Source organism: Clostridium sp. chh4-2 (assembly GCF_002899675.1).
In the GTDB taxonomy this organism is placed as follows: domain Bacteria; phylum Bacillota; class Clostridia; order Lachnospirales; family Lachnospiraceae; genus CHH4-2.
In genome coordinates, this window is record NZ_PKUU01000021.1 from 98,516 (window position 1) to 115,299 (window position 16,784).

Annotated in this window: 13 protein-coding genes; 3 read left to right on the forward strand and 10 right to left on the reverse strand. The window is 47.6% G+C overall.

What is annotated here, in order from left to right:
- The first annotated feature begins 110 nt into the window (after window positions 1-110).
- Window positions 111-821, forward strand: a complete 711-nt coding sequence (locus C0033_RS19900) for a 3D domain-containing protein (RefSeq protein WP_103229651.1) — start codon at window positions 111-113, stop codon at window positions 819-821.
- On the opposite strand, the gene hemW is transcribed toward C0033_RS19900, so the two are convergent.
- The 4 genes from hemW to gpr form a co-directional block, all read right to left on the reverse strand.
- Window positions 810-1,979, reverse strand: coding sequence for a radical SAM family heme chaperone HemW (gene hemW, locus C0033_RS19905; protein WP_103229652.1), 1,170 nt, complete (start codon window positions 1,977-1,979; stop codon window positions 810-812). The genes C0033_RS19900 and hemW overlap by 12 nt on opposite strands.
- Window positions 1,969-3,783 carry a translation elongation factor 4 gene (gene lepA, locus C0033_RS19910; protein ID WP_103229653.1) on the reverse strand — a complete coding sequence of 605 codons (1,815 nt, stop codon included), beginning with the start codon at window positions 3,781-3,783 and terminating at the stop codon, window positions 1,969-1,971. Before lepA ends, hemW begins: the two co-directional genes overlap by 11 nt.
- Before the next feature lie 157 nt (window positions 3,784-3,940).
- Window positions 3,941-5,203, reverse strand: a complete 1,263-nt coding sequence (locus C0033_RS19915; protein WP_242984561.1) for a stage II sporulation protein P — start codon at window positions 5,201-5,203, stop codon at window positions 3,941-3,943.
- A 49-nt stretch (window positions 5,204-5,252) separates the two neighbouring features.
- On the reverse strand, window positions 5,253-6,275 hold the full coding sequence (gene gpr, locus C0033_RS19920; protein WP_103229685.1) for a GPR endopeptidase: 1,023 nt from the start codon (window positions 6,273-6,275) through the stop codon (window positions 5,253-5,255).
- Window positions 6,276-6,800: 525 nt separating this feature from the next.
- Between gpr and rpsT the strand changes: the two genes are divergently transcribed.
- Complete coding sequence (gene rpsT / locus C0033_RS19925) at window positions 6,801-7,064, forward strand: 30S ribosomal protein S20 (RefSeq protein ID WP_103229655.1); 264 nt, start codon at window positions 6,801-6,803, stop codon at window positions 7,062-7,064.
- Window positions 7,065-7,284: 220 nt separating this feature from the next.
- On the opposite strand, the gene holA is transcribed toward rpsT, so the two are convergent.
- The 6 genes from holA to C0033_RS19955 all read right to left on the reverse strand — a co-directional run bounded on the left by holA (window position 7,285) and on the right by C0033_RS19955 (window position 15,770).
- A complete protein-coding gene (holA, locus tag C0033_RS19930; protein WP_103229656.1) occupies window positions 7,285-8,256 on the reverse strand; it encodes a DNA polymerase III subunit delta in 972 nt (323 codons plus the stop codon).
- Window positions 8,257-8,384: 128 nt separating this feature from the next.
- Window positions 8,385-10,697 carry a DNA internalization-related competence protein ComEC/Rec2 gene (locus C0033_RS19935; RefSeq protein ID WP_103229657.1) on the reverse strand — a complete coding sequence of 771 codons (2,313 nt, stop codon included), beginning with the start codon at window positions 10,695-10,697 and terminating at the stop codon, window positions 8,385-8,387.
- A 10-nt stretch (window positions 10,698-10,707) separates the two neighbouring features.
- On the reverse strand, window positions 10,708-11,643 hold the full coding sequence (locus C0033_RS19940; protein ID WP_103229658.1) for a GerMN domain-containing protein: 936 nt from the start codon (window positions 11,641-11,643) through the stop codon (window positions 10,708-10,710).
- Window positions 11,644-11,665: 22 nt separating this feature from the next.
- Entirely contained in the window at window positions 11,666-13,105 is a 1,440-nt protein-coding gene (locus C0033_RS19945) for a HAMP domain-containing sensor histidine kinase (RefSeq protein WP_103229659.1), read from the reverse strand.
- Between the two features lie 30 nt (window positions 13,106-13,135).
- Window positions 13,136-13,996, reverse strand: coding sequence for a DegV family protein (locus C0033_RS19950; protein ID WP_103229660.1), 861 nt, complete (start codon window positions 13,994-13,996; stop codon window positions 13,136-13,138).
- Window positions 13,968-15,770, reverse strand: a complete 1,803-nt coding sequence (locus C0033_RS19955; protein WP_103229661.1) for an ABC transporter ATP-binding protein — start codon at window positions 15,768-15,770, stop codon at window positions 13,968-13,970. Before C0033_RS19955 ends, C0033_RS19950 begins: the two co-directional genes overlap by 29 nt.
- Window positions 15,771-16,059: 289 nt before the next feature.
- Between C0033_RS19955 and C0033_RS19960 the strand changes: the two genes are divergently transcribed.
- A complete protein-coding gene (locus C0033_RS19960) occupies window positions 16,060-16,755 on the forward strand; it encodes a hypothetical protein (RefSeq protein WP_103229662.1) in 696 nt (231 codons plus the stop codon).
- Window positions 16,756-16,784: the final 29 nt, after the last annotated feature.

Sequence of the window (16,784 nt, forward strand, 5' to 3'; positions counted from 1 at the left end):
TTTTCCTTGACAAATCGTAATTTTTGTGTAGAATAAGTACTTGTGTCAGTTGTTACAGAATTATTACATTTGTTATAATTTCTTAACAAAGCAGCAGAAAGGATTTATTTATGAAAGAAAAAAAATTGTTAGTGGCTTTAATTATGGCAGCAGTGATGACGCTCCTCGGAGGCTTCACAGCATTTGCTTCCACTTATTCAGGCCGGCTGGACAGTGTAACTCAGGACAAAATAACAGGATGGGCTTGGGACAGCGCAGACCCTGCATCTTATGCAGTTGCCAGAGTCGTCATCCGCAATCAAAATACACAGGAAATTGTTCAGGATACTACCGTTGTTGCTTCCAACTACCGGGAAGACTTAGCCGCTTCCGGCAAAGGGAACGGAACACACGGATTTGAAGTGCCTGTCGACTGGAGCCAGTATGAAGACGGCGTTTACAGCGTTCAGGCCTACATCGGAGACCAGGAATTCGACAATACCATCTCCTATAATACCGGAACAGCCGCACAGGAAGTATCCGGAGGCAGTTTCCGTTCCTTAGGAGTGTTTAAAACAACCGCTTACTGCCCATGCGCCAGATGTTCCGAAGGCTGGGGAAGAAGAACTTCAACCGGAGCGGTAGCAACTTCCGATCACACAATCGCAGTTGATCCAAGGGTCATCCCATACGGAGCAAAGGTTATGATCAACGGCACGATCTATACGGCCGAAGACAGAGGCGGCGGCGTCAGAGGACACCATATCGATATCTTCTTTAACACCCACGGTGAAACCACTCAGTACGGAACACGAAACGTTGAAGTTTTCTTAGTCCAGTAAAAACTGGCTCAACACATAATTGCTGACATCAATGCCCTTCTCCGTTAAACGGATCGAAGGGCTTTTTATTTCTAAAAGACCTTGTTCCGCCAGCTTCTCTATCACATCTTTGTAAACATTCCACATGTTCTGGCCGAAACGGCCCACAAATTCGCTTCCGGACACGCCGTCCATCATCCTCAGCCCCAGAAACATGAATTCTTCCATCTTTTCCTGCAGGCTTAAAATTTCCAATTCCTGACAGAGATTTTCTTCGTCGGGACAGCGGTCCAAATACGTCTTCAGATCACTTTCATTGCAGAACCGTTCTCCCTTTATATAAGAAGAAGAACCCAGTCCAAGCCCCAGATACTCCACGCCTGTCCAGTATCCGATATTATGCCTGCATTCATATCCCGGCTTCGCATAATTGGATATCTCGTACCGCTCATATCCATGCTGCTTCAAAATCTCCTTCGTCTTATAATACATCCACCGCTCCAGCTCTTCATCGGGCAGAGGACAGCGGTTATATTCCAAAGGATTGGCTTTTGGACCGTAATAGGTGTAAAATGGGGTTCCCTCTTCAATAATCAGGCTGTAGGCCGATATATGTTCCGGTTTCAGCATCAGCACTTTCTTCAGCGTCTTTTCCCAGGAAGCGCAGGTCTGTCCCGGCAGCGCCGACATCAGATCCACATTCACGTTGGTAAATCCGGCGATTCTCACTCTCTGGTAACTTTTCAGAAATTCTTCGTAGGTGTGGATTCTTCCCAAAGACCTAAGTTCGTCATTATCGGCCGATTGAAGCCCCAGGCTGATCCGGTTGATCCCCGCCCTGCGGTACGCATCCAGTTTCAGGCTGTCCACCGTCCCGGGATTCACCTCGATGGTGATCTCAGCATCCTCTTCCACCTCAAAGCCCTGCCGGATGGCATCCATGACCGCCTCCATATATTCCGCCCTTAATATAGAAGGAGTGCCTCCCCCTATAAAAATGGTTGAAACCATATAATCCCGGTATCTGGCACTCTGAAGCTGAATCTCTTCTATTAACTTGTCCGTATACTGCCTATGCACTCCCTCCGGCGCCACGCCGGACAAAAAATCACAGTACTCACACTTGCGGGCGCAAAAAGGAATATGCACATATAATTCTAATTTTTCTCTATTCTTCATCTAATTTCAACACACTCATAAATGCTTTCTGCGGGATCTCCACATTGCCGATCTGGCGCATACGCTTCTTACCTTCCTTCTGCTTCTCCAACAGCTTTCTCTTTCTGGAGATATCGCCGCCGTAGCATTTTGCAAGAACGTCTTTACGCATGGCTTTAACCGTCTCTCTGGCAATGATCTTGCTTCCCACCGCTGCCTGAATCGGTATCTCAAACAAATGTCTCGGAATTTCTTCTTTCAGCTTTTCACACATCTTGCGTCCCCGCTCATAGGCGGATTCGGCATGTACAATAAAGGACAGCGCGTCCACTTCTTCTTTATTGATCAGGATATCCAGTTTTACAAGTTCGGACTGCTCATATCCCTTTAATTCATAATCAAAGGACGCGTATCCTCTGGAACGGGACTTGAGAGCGTCGAAGAAATCGTAAATGATCTCATTTAACGGCAGCTCGTATTTTAACAGCGCCCTTGTCTCCTCCATATACTCCATTCCCAGATAAACGCCGCGGCGTTCCTGGCAGAGGGTCATGATCGCGCCTACAAATTCTGTGGTCACCATGATCTCAGCGGTGACGATAGGCTCTTCCATATATTCAATCTCGGAAGGGTCCGGAAGATTGGACGGATTGGTCAGCTCCATCATCTCTCCATTTTTCTTATGAACCCGGTAGATAACGCCGGGAGCCGTGGTCACCAGATCCAGGTTGTATTCTCTCTCCAGCCTTTCCTGAATGATCTCCAAGTGAAGCAGTCCCAAAAATCCGCAGCGGAATCCGAATCCCAAAGCGATGGATGTCTCGGCTTCGAAGAACAGGGACGCGTCATTTAATTGTAGTTTTTCCAGAGCATCTCTCAAATCATTGTATTTGGCTCCGTCGGCCGGATACAGGCCGCAGTAAACCATGGAAGTCACTTTTTTGTAACCGGGAAGCGGATGTTCGCAAGGGCGTTCGCTGTTGGTAATCGTGTCGCCTACAGACGTATCCTTCACATTCTTAATGCTGGCTGTGATATAGCCAACCATACCTGCGCTCAGCTCTTCACACGGAAGGAACTGCCCTGCTCCGAAATATCCCACCTCCACAACTTCTGCAGTTGCTCCGGTTGCCATCATCTTGATCGGAGTCCCTTTTTTCACCCTGCCCTCTTTAATCCGGCAGAATACGATAACCCCCTTATAGGAATCATATAAGGAGTCGAAAATCAGCGCCTGCAGCGGCGCTTCAGGATCACCGTCCGGCGCCGGAATCTTCTTCACAATCGCCTCTAAAACTTCTTCAATGTTCACCCCGGTCTTTGCCGATATCCTGGGCGCGTCGTGCGCCTCAATTCCGATCACATCTTCGATCTCCGCTGCAACGCGGTCAGGATCGGCGCTTGGAAGGTCGATCTTATTGATCACCGGAAATACGTCCAGATCGTGATCCAGGGCCAGATAGACGTTAGCCAGCGTCTGCGCCTCGATTCCCTGAGCCGCATCCACCACCAGGATCGCTCCGTCACAGGCCGCAAGGCTTCTGGACACTTCATAGTTAAAATCCACGTGTCCAGGCGTGTCAATCAGGTTGAATATATATTCTTCCCCGTCCTCTGCCTGATACACGGTGCGGACTGTCTGGGCCTTGATGGTAATGCCCCTCTCCCGCTCCAGTTCCATATTATCCAGTACCTGAGACTGCATCTCTCTGCTGGTTAACAGTCCGGTCTTTTCTATAATCCTGTCTGCAAGGGTTGACTTACCGTGATCGATGTGTGCGATAATACAGAAATTCCTAATTTTGCTTTGGTCAACAGTTGCCATAATATTCCTCTCTTCTTCTGGTCTTACCAGAGTACAAATGTATACAAATGCGCCGCCTGCGTACCCGCACGGGACGGTACATCATGCCGTTTTGGCATTCTTTTTCTCTTGCTGCCCGGCAAACTGCCGCAGCTGTCTATAAAAATATATCATTTTTTTATTTTCCTTGCAACACCATATCTAAAACTTCTGCCAGCGGTTCCATGGCATTTAAGGCTTCCTGATAGGTATTGGTCTGGGCTCCCACTTCAATTAATGCTGATGCAGGGCGCAGATGCATGTTATACCGGAGACCTTTTAAATAGATTTTCCTCGTATAACCCGGGAAATAAGCGGCCGCCTTCAGCTGCATCTGAAAGCTGAAAGCCAGATTGTCTTCCCTGTATGGATTTTTCAGATAGTCGATTTCCCCTGTGGGCGTTTGGGATAATCCGTTAAAAAACATGATATTGGCCGTCGGCTTGCCGTTGACATCGGAAACCAGATGCACCCCTTCCCGCACGCCGTCTCTATGCAGGTCCAAAACCACTTCCACCGACGGATTATCCTGAAGAATCCGGGTAATCCCGTCCAGAGCATATGTATAGGCCTTATTCCGGTCCAGCTTTCCGTCTCTCAGATCATATACCGAAGTATCGTGAATCACATGATACCCCTTCTGCTCCAGCAGGCTGGTCAGGTAACTGCCCATTCCAACCACAGTAGCATCCGGCTTATCCACGCCAAAGTCTGCAAATGTCTCCTGGGAATGGGTATGATAGATCAGAATTTGAGGCTGGTCCGCCCCTGTGGTCAGTTTGAAATTGCGGCTTAAAAATTCGTCCGCATTCATAAGATCCCTTCCTGCGGTTGTTGAGGAATGAATGCTGTAAAAATTCTTCATCATATAATCATAATCGGCCAGCTGCTCTTTCAAATAGATCTTTCCGGGAACATTTTGCGGAAGTTCTTCCGTTTTTTCCTCTATCGGCGTTGGAGCCGGAACCATAGTATCCGCCTGCTGTGAAGGGTCCAAACTGGTGTCTTCCCCTCCATATAGAAACAGATACTGATATTCCCGGCAGATTCTCTGTTCATCCAGATACCGTTCATAGGACGGATCCGAGTGGGGTTTGGCCGCCGGTTTTTGGTTCTTTTCTTTATAATGAAAGGAAGGATAAACGCTCTTTATCATCAGCACATACCATGGTGCCTGATCCCCATTGTTCAGATCCGCTCCTGCAAGCGGATACCGTTCTTTCCAAATCTGCTCCAAACATGCTTCTCCCAGCTCATTAAAGGCGCTTCCGGCCTTTTCCCCAATCACATTCCCCTTCATGTATCCTGCCATTTTCCACAGGAGCAGGAGGATCAGCATAACTCCCACCCCTGTCATAGCATACCTTATCGCCAAATATGGCGTCCATTTTCTACGTTTCACATAATCACCCTTTATAAGATATGTGATAAACGCAGGAAGATTTCATTAATTATTCCTGTTGCTGAAAAAAAGCTCCGTGTATGCCCTCCGAAATGGTGAAACTCAGCTGCTTCACCGTCTCATCAATGTCCGGCGGCGTCACGTACAGGCTTCCAAACTCCGGTTCTAACAGCTCCCGGATCAGTTCATACTGTTCATCGGAATTCATTTCTTCTATAAAATTCCCCATACCACTGGTGGATGAATTGCTTGCCAATGTTTTGATCATGGTGGAAACCGTGTCATGGACGATGGCCGCCGCTCCCACCACCGTAGGCACGCCGATTGCCAGCACCGGAATCCCCAGGCTCTCGTGTGTCAGGCTGTGGCGGTGGTTTCCCACCCCTGACCCGGGATGAATTCCCGTATCCGTCAGCTGAATGGTGGTTCCAAGCCTGCGCACGCTTCTGGCCGCCAGAGCGTCGATGGCTATAACCAGATCCGGCTTTGTCTCATGGATAATGCCCTTCAGTATCTCAGCCGTCTCCATTCCGGTCTGAGCCATCACGCCGGGGACGATGCCGCTGATAATTGGAAATCTCTTTTTCTGACAGAACGCCTCCCCATACTGGGTCCACAAATGCCTTGTTACCTGAAGATTACCCACAACCCTCGGCCCCAGGGAATCCGGGGTAACCGACTGGTTCCCCAGCCCCACAACCAGCACATGAACCGGGTGCTCATAATGGGAAAACGGCTTTCTGCACACCTGCTTCACCAGTTTTCTCAGCTGCTTCGCCAATTCATCCGATATCTCACGATGAAAATCCTCATCCTTGTCGCTCAATTGGGACGCTTCCAAAGTCAGATAAGTACCCTTTGGCTTTCCCATGGCCTTAGCTCCCCGTTCATCTAAAATCTTCACTTCGGTCAGCTTCATGGAATTTTCGCATCCATTCCATTCTCTTAACGATACCCCCCTGATCTCCCCTCCGTCTCCGGGAAAACTCTCTTTCTCTTCCAGGGCAAGGTCTGTCCTCACCTCAAACTGCATTTTCTCTGCTTCCATATTCTCCACTCTTTCCGCCTCCATCTTTAAATTACGAAATGGGATTCGGACGTTTGCCCAAATCCACATAAATTCAAGTCCGTTAAAAATCGCTTCTCTTGGTTACTATTCACAGTCCCGGCGGTCTCTGCCGTGCATTCCGGTCTTGGCAGTTTGCAGGAACTTTCCAGTGACTTTGCAGGGCTTTAGCAATTCTTAACGCGCAGAATTTTTCGTTCAAGGGAAATGTCCACTTGTCTGAGCAGAGCGAGTTTGGACATTTCCCTTGGCTTTTAGAAAAATCCTGCACGTTTAGAAGCGCTTATGCCCGAAACCGGAACTGGAAAGTTCCTGCAAACTGCCAAGACCGGAATGGACGGCAGAGACCGCCGGGACTGTGAATAGTAACTTCTCATGGTATTTTCTGCAAAAAACCTGAAAATATGTATTGACATCCCTCAATAAATTAGCTAAAATACAATAGTATGTTTACATTGAACTGTCCGTGTCCAGACTTTGATGCAAACCAAAGATTAAATTAATATATTATTTCAATTGGAGGTGTACAGATTGGCTAACATTAAATCTGCTAAAAAAAGAATTTTAGTTAACGAAACTAAGGCTGCTAGAAATAAAGCGATCAGATCCAAAGTTAAAACAGCTATTAAGAAGGTAGACGCTGCAGTTGCTGCCGGTGACAAGGCTGCTGCACAGGCTTGCTTAACCAGCGCTATCACAGAAATCGACAAAGCTTGCTCAAAGGGAGTTTATCATCCAAATAATGCTTCCAGAAAAGTATCTCGTGTCACAAAAGCTGTTAACTCTATGGCTTAATTATTATAAATTTTAAAAGCTTATATTCGTGGGTGTGACGAATATAAGCTTTTTTTATTTTGATGGAAGGCGCATGGAATCGGGATTTTTGTAGAACCATATTTACATCAAGGGTGAAGGCATTTTCAAAAAAGCCTTCACCCTTTACATTAAATCCTCAAGGCTTTTCCGAAAATGCCTTCACCCTTAATGTAAAACCCTACTCTCCCACCCACCAGATTTAATAATGTTTTGTAATCAGCAATTCCACCGCCAGCCGGTCCCCCAGCCGCCCTGTCTTCACAGCTTCTTCCGCATCCACGCAAAGTGTCACATAAGAAAAGATCTGTTCCCTTGTAAACGTCTTAGCCTGGATCATCACTTTCCCAGCTATAAAAGGCTGGATCTTGAGCCTGGAAGCGATTCCGCTTTTATCCATCCCCTGCCCCACCAGTTCCTTTACCTGTAAAATCTGGTTAAACTGCCTGGCTATTAAAAACAGAATCCTCATTGGCGGTTCCTTCAGCGTCAGAAGATCTTCATATAAATCCATGGCCACTTTCGTCTTCCTGTTTACAATGGCGCTGACCATATCGAATATCTTATTGGTCACCTGAACCATGCAGACGGCTTCCACATCCTCCGACGTTATCACGTCTCTGCCCAGCGTATAGCTGATCAGCTTGTCCAGTTCCATGCGGATGTGTTCCATATCATCCCCGGTTTTGCTTAAAAACAGTTCCATGGTGTTTCCGGTAATCTTTTTGCCTTCCTTTGCAAGGATTCCGCCGGCCCATTGGGCCAGCTGTCTGGCATCCTGACGGGACATATCCGCCGCATAACCGATCTCCTTCACCTTTTTATACATCCTGTTTCTTTTATCCACTTCGGATTCCACAAACACGAGACAGGTGGTGTCCGGCAGAGACGGAAGATATTCCACCATCTCGTCGGCAGCCGACTTAAAAAATCCGCTGTCTTCTATTATAATAAGCCTTTTATCGCTGAAAAACGGCATGGTATCCGCCAGGCTGATCAGTTCCTTAACATCCAGCCCTTTTCCCTCGAAATAGTTGTAGTTCATCGTATCATCGCCCATGACCGCCTCTTTTAAACGGTTCTTGTAGCTTTTTTTCAAAAATGCCTCTTCCCCATATAAAAGATATACCCGTTCAAACTCCCGGCTTTTGATATCCTGGTTTAATTTCTGCATAGCATTTCCTTTCCTGTTTGCTGAAACCGATTTGAAAGCTGGGTTCCAAATCCGTGCGTTAACCTCTATTATACGGTGGCCGGGCTTTTCAGTCAACCTGCGGATTTCATTTAAACTTTATTCGGATTTTATGGAATCCAGGTATGCCAGACTATCTTTCTGCCGTCGGTCCAAAGGGTTACCGCCCCGCTTACGGCAGTCTCATAGAGGCGGCTGTGCACTGCATCTAAACGTTCCAGCACCTCTTCATGGGGATGGCCGTAGCGGTTTTCTGCTCCGTAGGAGATCACAGTCCAGACAGGGCTCAGCTGTTCCAAAAAGCTTTGTGTATTGGAGAACTTGGAACCGTGATGAGCCGCTTTCAGAACAGACGCCGGAGCTATTTTGTATGATTCCAGCTTCTCTTCACCTGCTCCGCTCATATCTCCCGTAAGGATAAGGCCGAAATCCCCCAAACGGACTTCCAGCACCAAGGATTCCTCATTGATATCAGAGGGAATATCCTCTGCACCCGGGAAAACACATCGAATGGACAAATTCCCTTTTTTCAGACAATCCGGCCGCTTCACATCCTGCACCGCGTTTCCCCGCGCCATTTGCAGCCGTTCCAGCTCTCTGCAGTTTTCATCCGCTGTCCTGTGATAAGGAAGCATCAGATTCTCAATGACGATTCCTCTGTCCTCCTCCAGAAGATAGCGGACTCCGTTGATATGATCCGCATCCCCATGCGTTATAAATGCATAATCGATCCGGCTGATTCCTTTGCTCTTTAAAAATGGTTCCATCGTATATTCACCCAGCTTTTTCTGACTGCTGCTTCCTCCGTCTATCAGCACCACCAAATCCTCGTATTCGATCAGAATCCCATCCCCCTGCCCCACATCCATAAAAGTTATTCTAAGGCCGCTTAAAGGCAGTTTCCACAGGGATATTACGGATAGAGCCAGACAGATCAAAATTATCAGAAAATGCTTACGCCCGCTCCACATTTTTTCCTGCCCTCTTTTTATTAGAAGAAACACGGTTATCATGACCAGATAATACAATCCGATCTGCCAAAGTTCAGGCCTTCCGAGCACAACGCTGCTTCCCGGTAATTTAGCGATGATACGGCAGACGCTTTCATACAGGCGAAGGATGTAATGGCCGGAGCCCAGCGCCATATGGCCCGCTTTCAGGCTGACACAGCCAAGCAGGGCTCCTGCTGCCCCGGAACAGACCACATAGGTCATCAATGGGATTACGAAAAGATTTAATAGAATTGAGTAGACGGGATATTCAAAATAATGGTATCTGATGATGGGATAAGTCACCCACTGTATAGCTGTTCCGACGGCCAGAGCGGATTTCCAGGAGTTTTGTCCCTTCAACTGCTTATCCATCCATTTTCCCGGAATCCCTATGGCAAATACAGCGCCGAAGGACAGCTGGAAGCCGGCGGAAAATAAGAGCCAGGGGCTGTCCCATAACAGCAGAATGGCGGCCAGGGACGCGGCAGTCAGAAGATCGTAAGTCCTGCCCAGATATTCTGCAAGCATCATGAGCAGCAGCATGGCCACAGAACGCACCACAGAGGCCGAGCCGCCCACCGCCATACCATAGCTGACAATCCATAGGCCGGACAGAAGGCCTGAGCTTAAAAAGCCCATTCCGCCCAGCCTGAACAGACGGTAAATTCCCGCCCCGATCAGGGCGATGTGAAGGCCGCTGATGGCTAAAAGATGGGCAATTCCATTTTTCTGGTAAAGGTTTCGTACCTCCTTATCCAGATTGTCTTTTTCTCCCAAAAGGGCGGCCTGGAAAATACCCACATCTTCCGGTTCACTGATCCGGTCCAGGATGCCGGAAAGATGCATTTTCCCCCGGTATACCAGATGACGGTAAGGGCTGTAATTGTCACCGCATGCCATAAGGCTGGGTTCAAACATCCGCCAGCGGATTTTAAGACCGCCATAATAGGTTCGCGCATCGAACTCTCCCGGATTTCTGGAACCTTCAAATTCCTCAAGTTCCCCATGGCACCTGACCTTTCCTCCTATTTTTAAAAGTCCGGGATTTTTATCCTGGAATTCCGGGGCCATATAGAGCAGGATCTTTCCCGCCGCTTTTGCCCCTTTCTCCGTTTGAACGCGGCATGTTCCAAGCCGGATGATATCATAGCCGGATTTGCGGCTGATGTCTTCCACAAAGCCTACAGCTTCTATTTCCGAACCTCCTGCCATTTCCATAAGAGCCGGGTCCCCGAATCTGTCTGTAACGGATTTCATTCTGAAAAATCCGGCCGTCAAAAAGAAAAGCAGAATCAGGATCATCCCGACTCTGCCTTTTCTCACCACAGACCATAAGCCTCCTGCCGCGAAAAGCAGCAGCACGCCTATTACCACCAGTTCAGGTAACAGAGTAAGTACCTCTCCAAGTACGAACGCCCCTGTTATGAACATAAGCGGCCTTTTAATTTGCAGCACCTCCCAAATCTGTTTTTCTTTCAAACAATGTATTCAATGAAATCGAGTCCTTATATACCGCATCCTGGGTCCCGTTTATCGAGATCTGGACTTTATTGACCGTGGTCAGCTCAGTAAGCGAATTTACAACGGAATAGATGGGGATGTAGTCTTTCACCTCTAAAGTACTGTTTAAAAATGAAGAATCAAAATTGATATAACAAACATTTTTATTCACCGATACGTTCAGCAGCTTTACATCTTTTGGCAGCGTAGGATTCAAGCCGTCGGTGACCGGCCCTTTAATCAGCTGTTCAATTATCATTTTCTCCAGAGAAGTGTTGATATTGTGCACCACAGAGCGGTGCTCGGGCAAAAGCTTCTCCCCTGTTTCATCCGTAAAGTACAGCGTGATTTCCGTCTTTTCATAGGAGTTTACGTCGCTGACGCTGTCCACGAAATCGCCGGAAGCCAGCATTCCCACAGGAGCGCCCGTTCCATCCATCAGCGGCTGGTCCCCCACATTAATGTTGATGTATTCCACCCCGGGAATCTGGGTAAATGTCCTGGTAAGCGCCGCCCTGCAAAGTATCTCGCGGGTGGCTTTCATCTCCTGTACATTGGTATAATTATTGTCAAAATACAGATAGAGCACATGATCCTTCAGCTCGTATTTCTGAAATGTCACTTTTTCCGACAGTGAAACCTGGCAGTCCACATCTTTCGGCACCGTGCGGAACTGGGTCATCAGCTCGTCAATCAGCCTCCCTGTCTCCGTTTCTTCCGCATGGTATACCTGGGAAACCAGATGGGTCATGCCCGGATTCAAATAATAGATTTTATAAGTATTTTCCGCTTCTTCAGAAGCTGTGCTTTGATTCCCGCATGCGATCAGGACACAAAGTGCAGCCAAAGCGAGGATAATTTGTTTCAGATATCTCATGTTCTGTCACCTCTCCTGTCTGCTATGAAATATAGGACAAAGGAATTCTGACCGTAAATGTGGTCCCTTCCCCTTCCTTACTCTGTAGTTTCAGCGCCCCCTGATGCATCAGAACCACACTCTTCGTGATGGCGAGCCCAAGGCCTGTTCCGCCTGTCTCTCTTGAACGGGCTTTATCCACCCGGTAAAAACGTTCAAATATACGGTCCTGGTATTCCTCCGGTATTCCGATTCCGGAATCCGCCACCTTTACGTAAAAGAACTTGTGATCCGCATCCAGAGTCACCCGTACCCAGCCGTCTTCAACGTTGTATTTAATGGCATTTTCCACCAGATTATTGAGAGCCAGTGACAGCTTTGTCTCGTCTGCGTCAGCGGTCACATCCCGGATGCTTTCCAAAATCAGTTCAATATTCCTCTTTTTAGCGATGGGCCTTAACCGCTTGAGGATCAGTTCCAGCAATGCGTTAATATTCACCTGGGCGATATTCATCTCCGTGGCGGCTTTATCCATGCGGACCAGAGAAAGAAGGTCGTCAATGATCTTGCTCTCCCGGTCGATTTCATCCGAAATATCCGTCATAAATTCCCGGTACAGTTCAATCGGCACCTCTTCCATTCCCATGAGGGAATCGGCCAGCACACGGATCGATGTGATCGGCGTCTTCAGCTCGTGAGACACGTTGGACACAAACTCCTGCCTGGACTGGTCCACAGCTTTCAGCTTGGTCAGAGTGCGTTCCACGGCGGATGAGATTCCTGCCGTTTCCTTGTAGCTGTCGGCAGGCAGTTCCTCTTCCAGATTTCCATCCGCAATCCGGTCCAGACGCCTTTGCAGGCGCTGAAACGGCCGTAACAGGAACAGAGCCGCTCCCATGGAAGCCAGAACCAATATCCAGAATACGATCATCTGGAAAAAGCTTCCCTTTTCCGCGATCCGATCCGCCAAATCCAGGATATTTTCCGTGGAAGCGGTCACAGCCATCACGCCGCTGATATTTTTCTCTGTGGTATTGTCATAGATTGGAACAGTCAGGGCAAAATAATGTTTTTCCTTATTGTGCCGGTTGCTGTTCTCCCCCATAAAACACTTGATCACATCTTCCGAGATGTACATCTTCTGATTTGCCAGGCCAAAGGTGTCTTTGATAACGCGGAAGTTCTTGTCCACAATTATAATTCTTCCGTTGAAAATATCGGCAACCGTATCCATCTCGCCGTCTAAAAGCTCATCCCCAGCGCCGGATGCCATATAACCGCCCCGCGTCATCTTATTGCTCAGAATCAAACATTGATTCTGTACCTCAATGATCCGGTCGTCAATCTGATTCTGACGGAAAGACCCGATCAATACTTTTCCCTGTAAAAGCATGGGCAGAAATCCGGCCAATAGAATTAGGATAACTAAAGGAATCTTCATGCTGATCTGATGTTTCCATTCAAAGTTCTTCCATTTTGCCATGAATCTTACCTCCCGTTCATCCGTTTTTTCTTATACAATCTTTTTCGAACAGGCCACCGCGAGCGCTCCAGGGCCGATATGACAGGAAATGCTTAAAGACAGGCAGTCCATATAGATCTCTGCCTTAGGATACAGTTCCTGCAGCTCTTTCTTAAATTCCTGGGCCGCCTCTTCACTGTCCGTATGGGCGATCTGAAGCCATGTGCGTTCGCACTCTTTATCATTAAAACGCTGCTCTAAGTCGTGGGCAAGAGCGGTTGTCATCATCGTTTTGGCCTGTTTCATAGTTCTCGCCTTGGCAAATGCATCCAGCTTCTCCCCCTGTATGGTGAGCACCGGTTTCAGCTTGAGCAGCGTGCCAAGAGCCGCAGCGGCCGGTGTGATTCTTCCGCCTTTTTTCAGATATTTTAACGTATCAACCGTAATATAAATGCTGGACTCAAATTTAGTATCCTCCAGCACCTTTTTAATCTGCGCCGCGTCCATTCCCTGTTCCGCCATCTTTAACGCATCCAGGGCCGACTGCCTTTGGGTGACTGAAATCCTCTGGTTATTAACCACTTCCACCCTTCCGTCATACTCCTGAGCCAGCATCAGAGCGGTCTGACAGGAGCCGCTGAGCCCGCTGGACATGGGGATATACAATACCTGGTCATGATCCTTTAAAAGCTCTTCCCAAAAGCTCATGACCTCCTCCGGTGACGGCTGAGAGGTGGAAATATCCGCGTCCGCTGCCTGCCTGTCATAAAACTCTCTCTGGCTCAAATTGATTCCTTCCAGATAAGTCACCCCATCTATCATAAACGGCATGGGAATTACAAAAACCCCTTCCTCTTTTGCCTGCGCCTGTGTAATTCCGCTGTTACTGTCCGTTGCAATTGCTATCTTCATAAAAATCTTCTCCTTTCGCTGCTCCTTCTGCCGAGGTGTACAGCTGATAATATATTCCCCTCTTTTTCAATAATTCTTCATGATTTCCTTCTTCCACGATCCGGTTGTCGGAAAGCACCAGAATGCGGTCCGCATTGCGGATGGTTGTCAAACGGTGGGCAATGGTCAAAGTCGTCCTGCCCACTGCCAGCTTGTCCAAGGATCTGGATACCAGATGCTCGCTCTCATTATCCAGTGCGGATGTGGCCTCATCCAGAATTAAAACGGAAGGATTCTTTAAAAATACCCGGGCAATGCTGATTCTCTGCTTCTGACCTCCGGACAATTTAACGCCCCTTTCACCCACATAGGTTTCATATCCGTCTTTTAATTCCAGAATGAACTCATGGGCTCCGGCCAGCTTGGCCGCTTCGATCACTTCCTCTTTGGAAGCGCCGCTCTTGCCGTATGCGATATTATCATATACCGTTCCTGAAAACAGATAAACATCCTGCTGTACCACGCCGATATTGGTCCTAAGGCTTTGAAGGGTAACTTTCCTGATATCCTGTCCGTCAATGCGGATAGCTCCTGAGGTAATATCGTAAAAACGCGGAATCAAATTGCAAAGGGTGGTTTTACCGCCTCCAGACGGCCCGACCAAAGCGATTCTCTCTCCCGCCTTCACGTGCAGGTTAATTCCGGAAAGCACCTGATTATGATCATCCGGATATTCAAAATAAACATCTTCAAAATCGATGGTTCCATTCACATCTCCCAGCTCCACTGCGCCAGGATCGTCAAAAATATCGATGGTGGAATCCATAATTTCCACAAAACGCTCAATTCCCGTCATTCCCCGCTGGAACTGCTCCGCAAATTCAATAATACGGCGGATTGTAGCCAGCAAAGTGGTCACATACATGGTATAAGCCACCAGATCACCGGGTTCGATGATTCCGCGGAGCATGAAGATACCGCCTGCTATAATCACCACCACATACATCAGTCCGTCAAACATACGGATCGTATCCTGGAAAGCCGCCATGTATTTATAAGTCTGTCTCTTGATATTTAAAAACTCGATATTATCTTTCTGAAATTTCTCAATCTCCACATCTTCATTGGCAAAAGCCCGCACCACCCGGTTGCCCAAAAGGCTGTCTTCGATTCTGGCGTTAAGCTCTCCGATATGGTTCCTCTGCTTTTTAAACGCCGCCCGCACCTTTAAATTAAAATACGAACAGGACACAGCCATAACCGGCACGAAGATAAAGATGATTACAGTGAGAATCAAACTGATTCTGGACAATATAATAAACGAAACAAGAGCCTTTAAAAACGCGATAAAAAACTCTTCCGGACAATGATGGGCAAATTCCGTAACATCGAACAAATCGCTGGTAATTCTGGACATGATCTGCCCCACCTTGGTATTGCTGTAGTAGCTGTCCGACAGCTTCTGCAGATGGGAAAATGCATCCTTCCTCATGTCGGTTTCAATCTGAGCGCCCATCACATGCCCGGTATAGGCCATATAAAAGCTGGCAATCCCGTCCACAATTCTAAGGCCAAAATAAATCAGACCGATATTAATAATCGTCCTCGCCGTAAGCGAAGCCAGATCCTGAAGTCCCTGATTGGTAATATACCGCAAAATCAGCGGCAGAACCATTTCACAGATCGTAGTCAGAGACGCACAGAATAAATCGATGATCAATATGCTGGTGTACTTTTTATAATATGGAGCGAACCTGCGGATCAGCTCCGTTGTCTTCATTCGTTTGTTTTCCATATTCTCTCCTCGTTTACGTTAAAATTATAACTATCATTCCCAAAACAGCCTTTAACTATTTTACCTTACTTTTATAGGAAATGGAAGCTCAAATCTCACCGACTTCCATCAATTTCGCTTCCAACTGTTTTATATGAATCTGCCGCCTCCCTTGCCCGCTTGTTTGACCGGTTTAGGCTGCGGTCTTTCTATCAGGCGTTTAGAATAATTCTGGACGAAGATACCATTTTATCCTATAATAAGATTGATGAAATGATATAAAAAATACAATTATTAAAGGAGAACTCTCATGCCCTACTGTCCAAAATGTGATATGGAATTTATTGACGGCATAACTGTCTGTTCTGACTGCGGCGGCCCTTTAGCCGCGTCCAAAGAAGAAGCGATGAAAATGAAGAAACAGATGCAGGAAGAAGAAGAGGCCAGGATGGCCGCCGAATACGAAGCTGCCCGCGGAATGCTTAACAGCATAGAAGGTGCAGACCCCCAACAGGCCCCGGAACCCGCGCCTGTTAAAGTCTATGTGAAGAAAGCGGATAAATACGAAGACCTCAAGTCCTCTGCCTCCGCATTTATTCTGGTTGGAGCCTGTCTCCTCCTCTTTTCCGTCCTTTGCTGGACAGGTATCATCAACCTGCCTGTCGCAGGCACCTCTAAACTTCTGATGCAAACGGTGCTCACGGTAATGGGAATTGGTTCCCTGGCCGTTGCTTTCAACGCCTTGAAGTCCGCAAAAGTGGTCAAATCACAGATTGCAGAAGAAAACACTGCCACCAGGCAGCTGATCGAATGGTTTATCACCTCTCACTCGGCCGCAGACTTAGACCGCCAGCTTTCAGCGGAGCTCGGAGAGCTTGGACCGGAAGAGCTGAGCCTAAAGAGATTTGAGCTGATCCAGGATATTATCATCACAAACCACGATATTACCGACCAGTCTTATGTAGACAGTTTAAGCGAAGAAATATATAGCAAATTATTCGAGTAGTTTTTTCTCTCTTGGCGGATAAGGGGCAG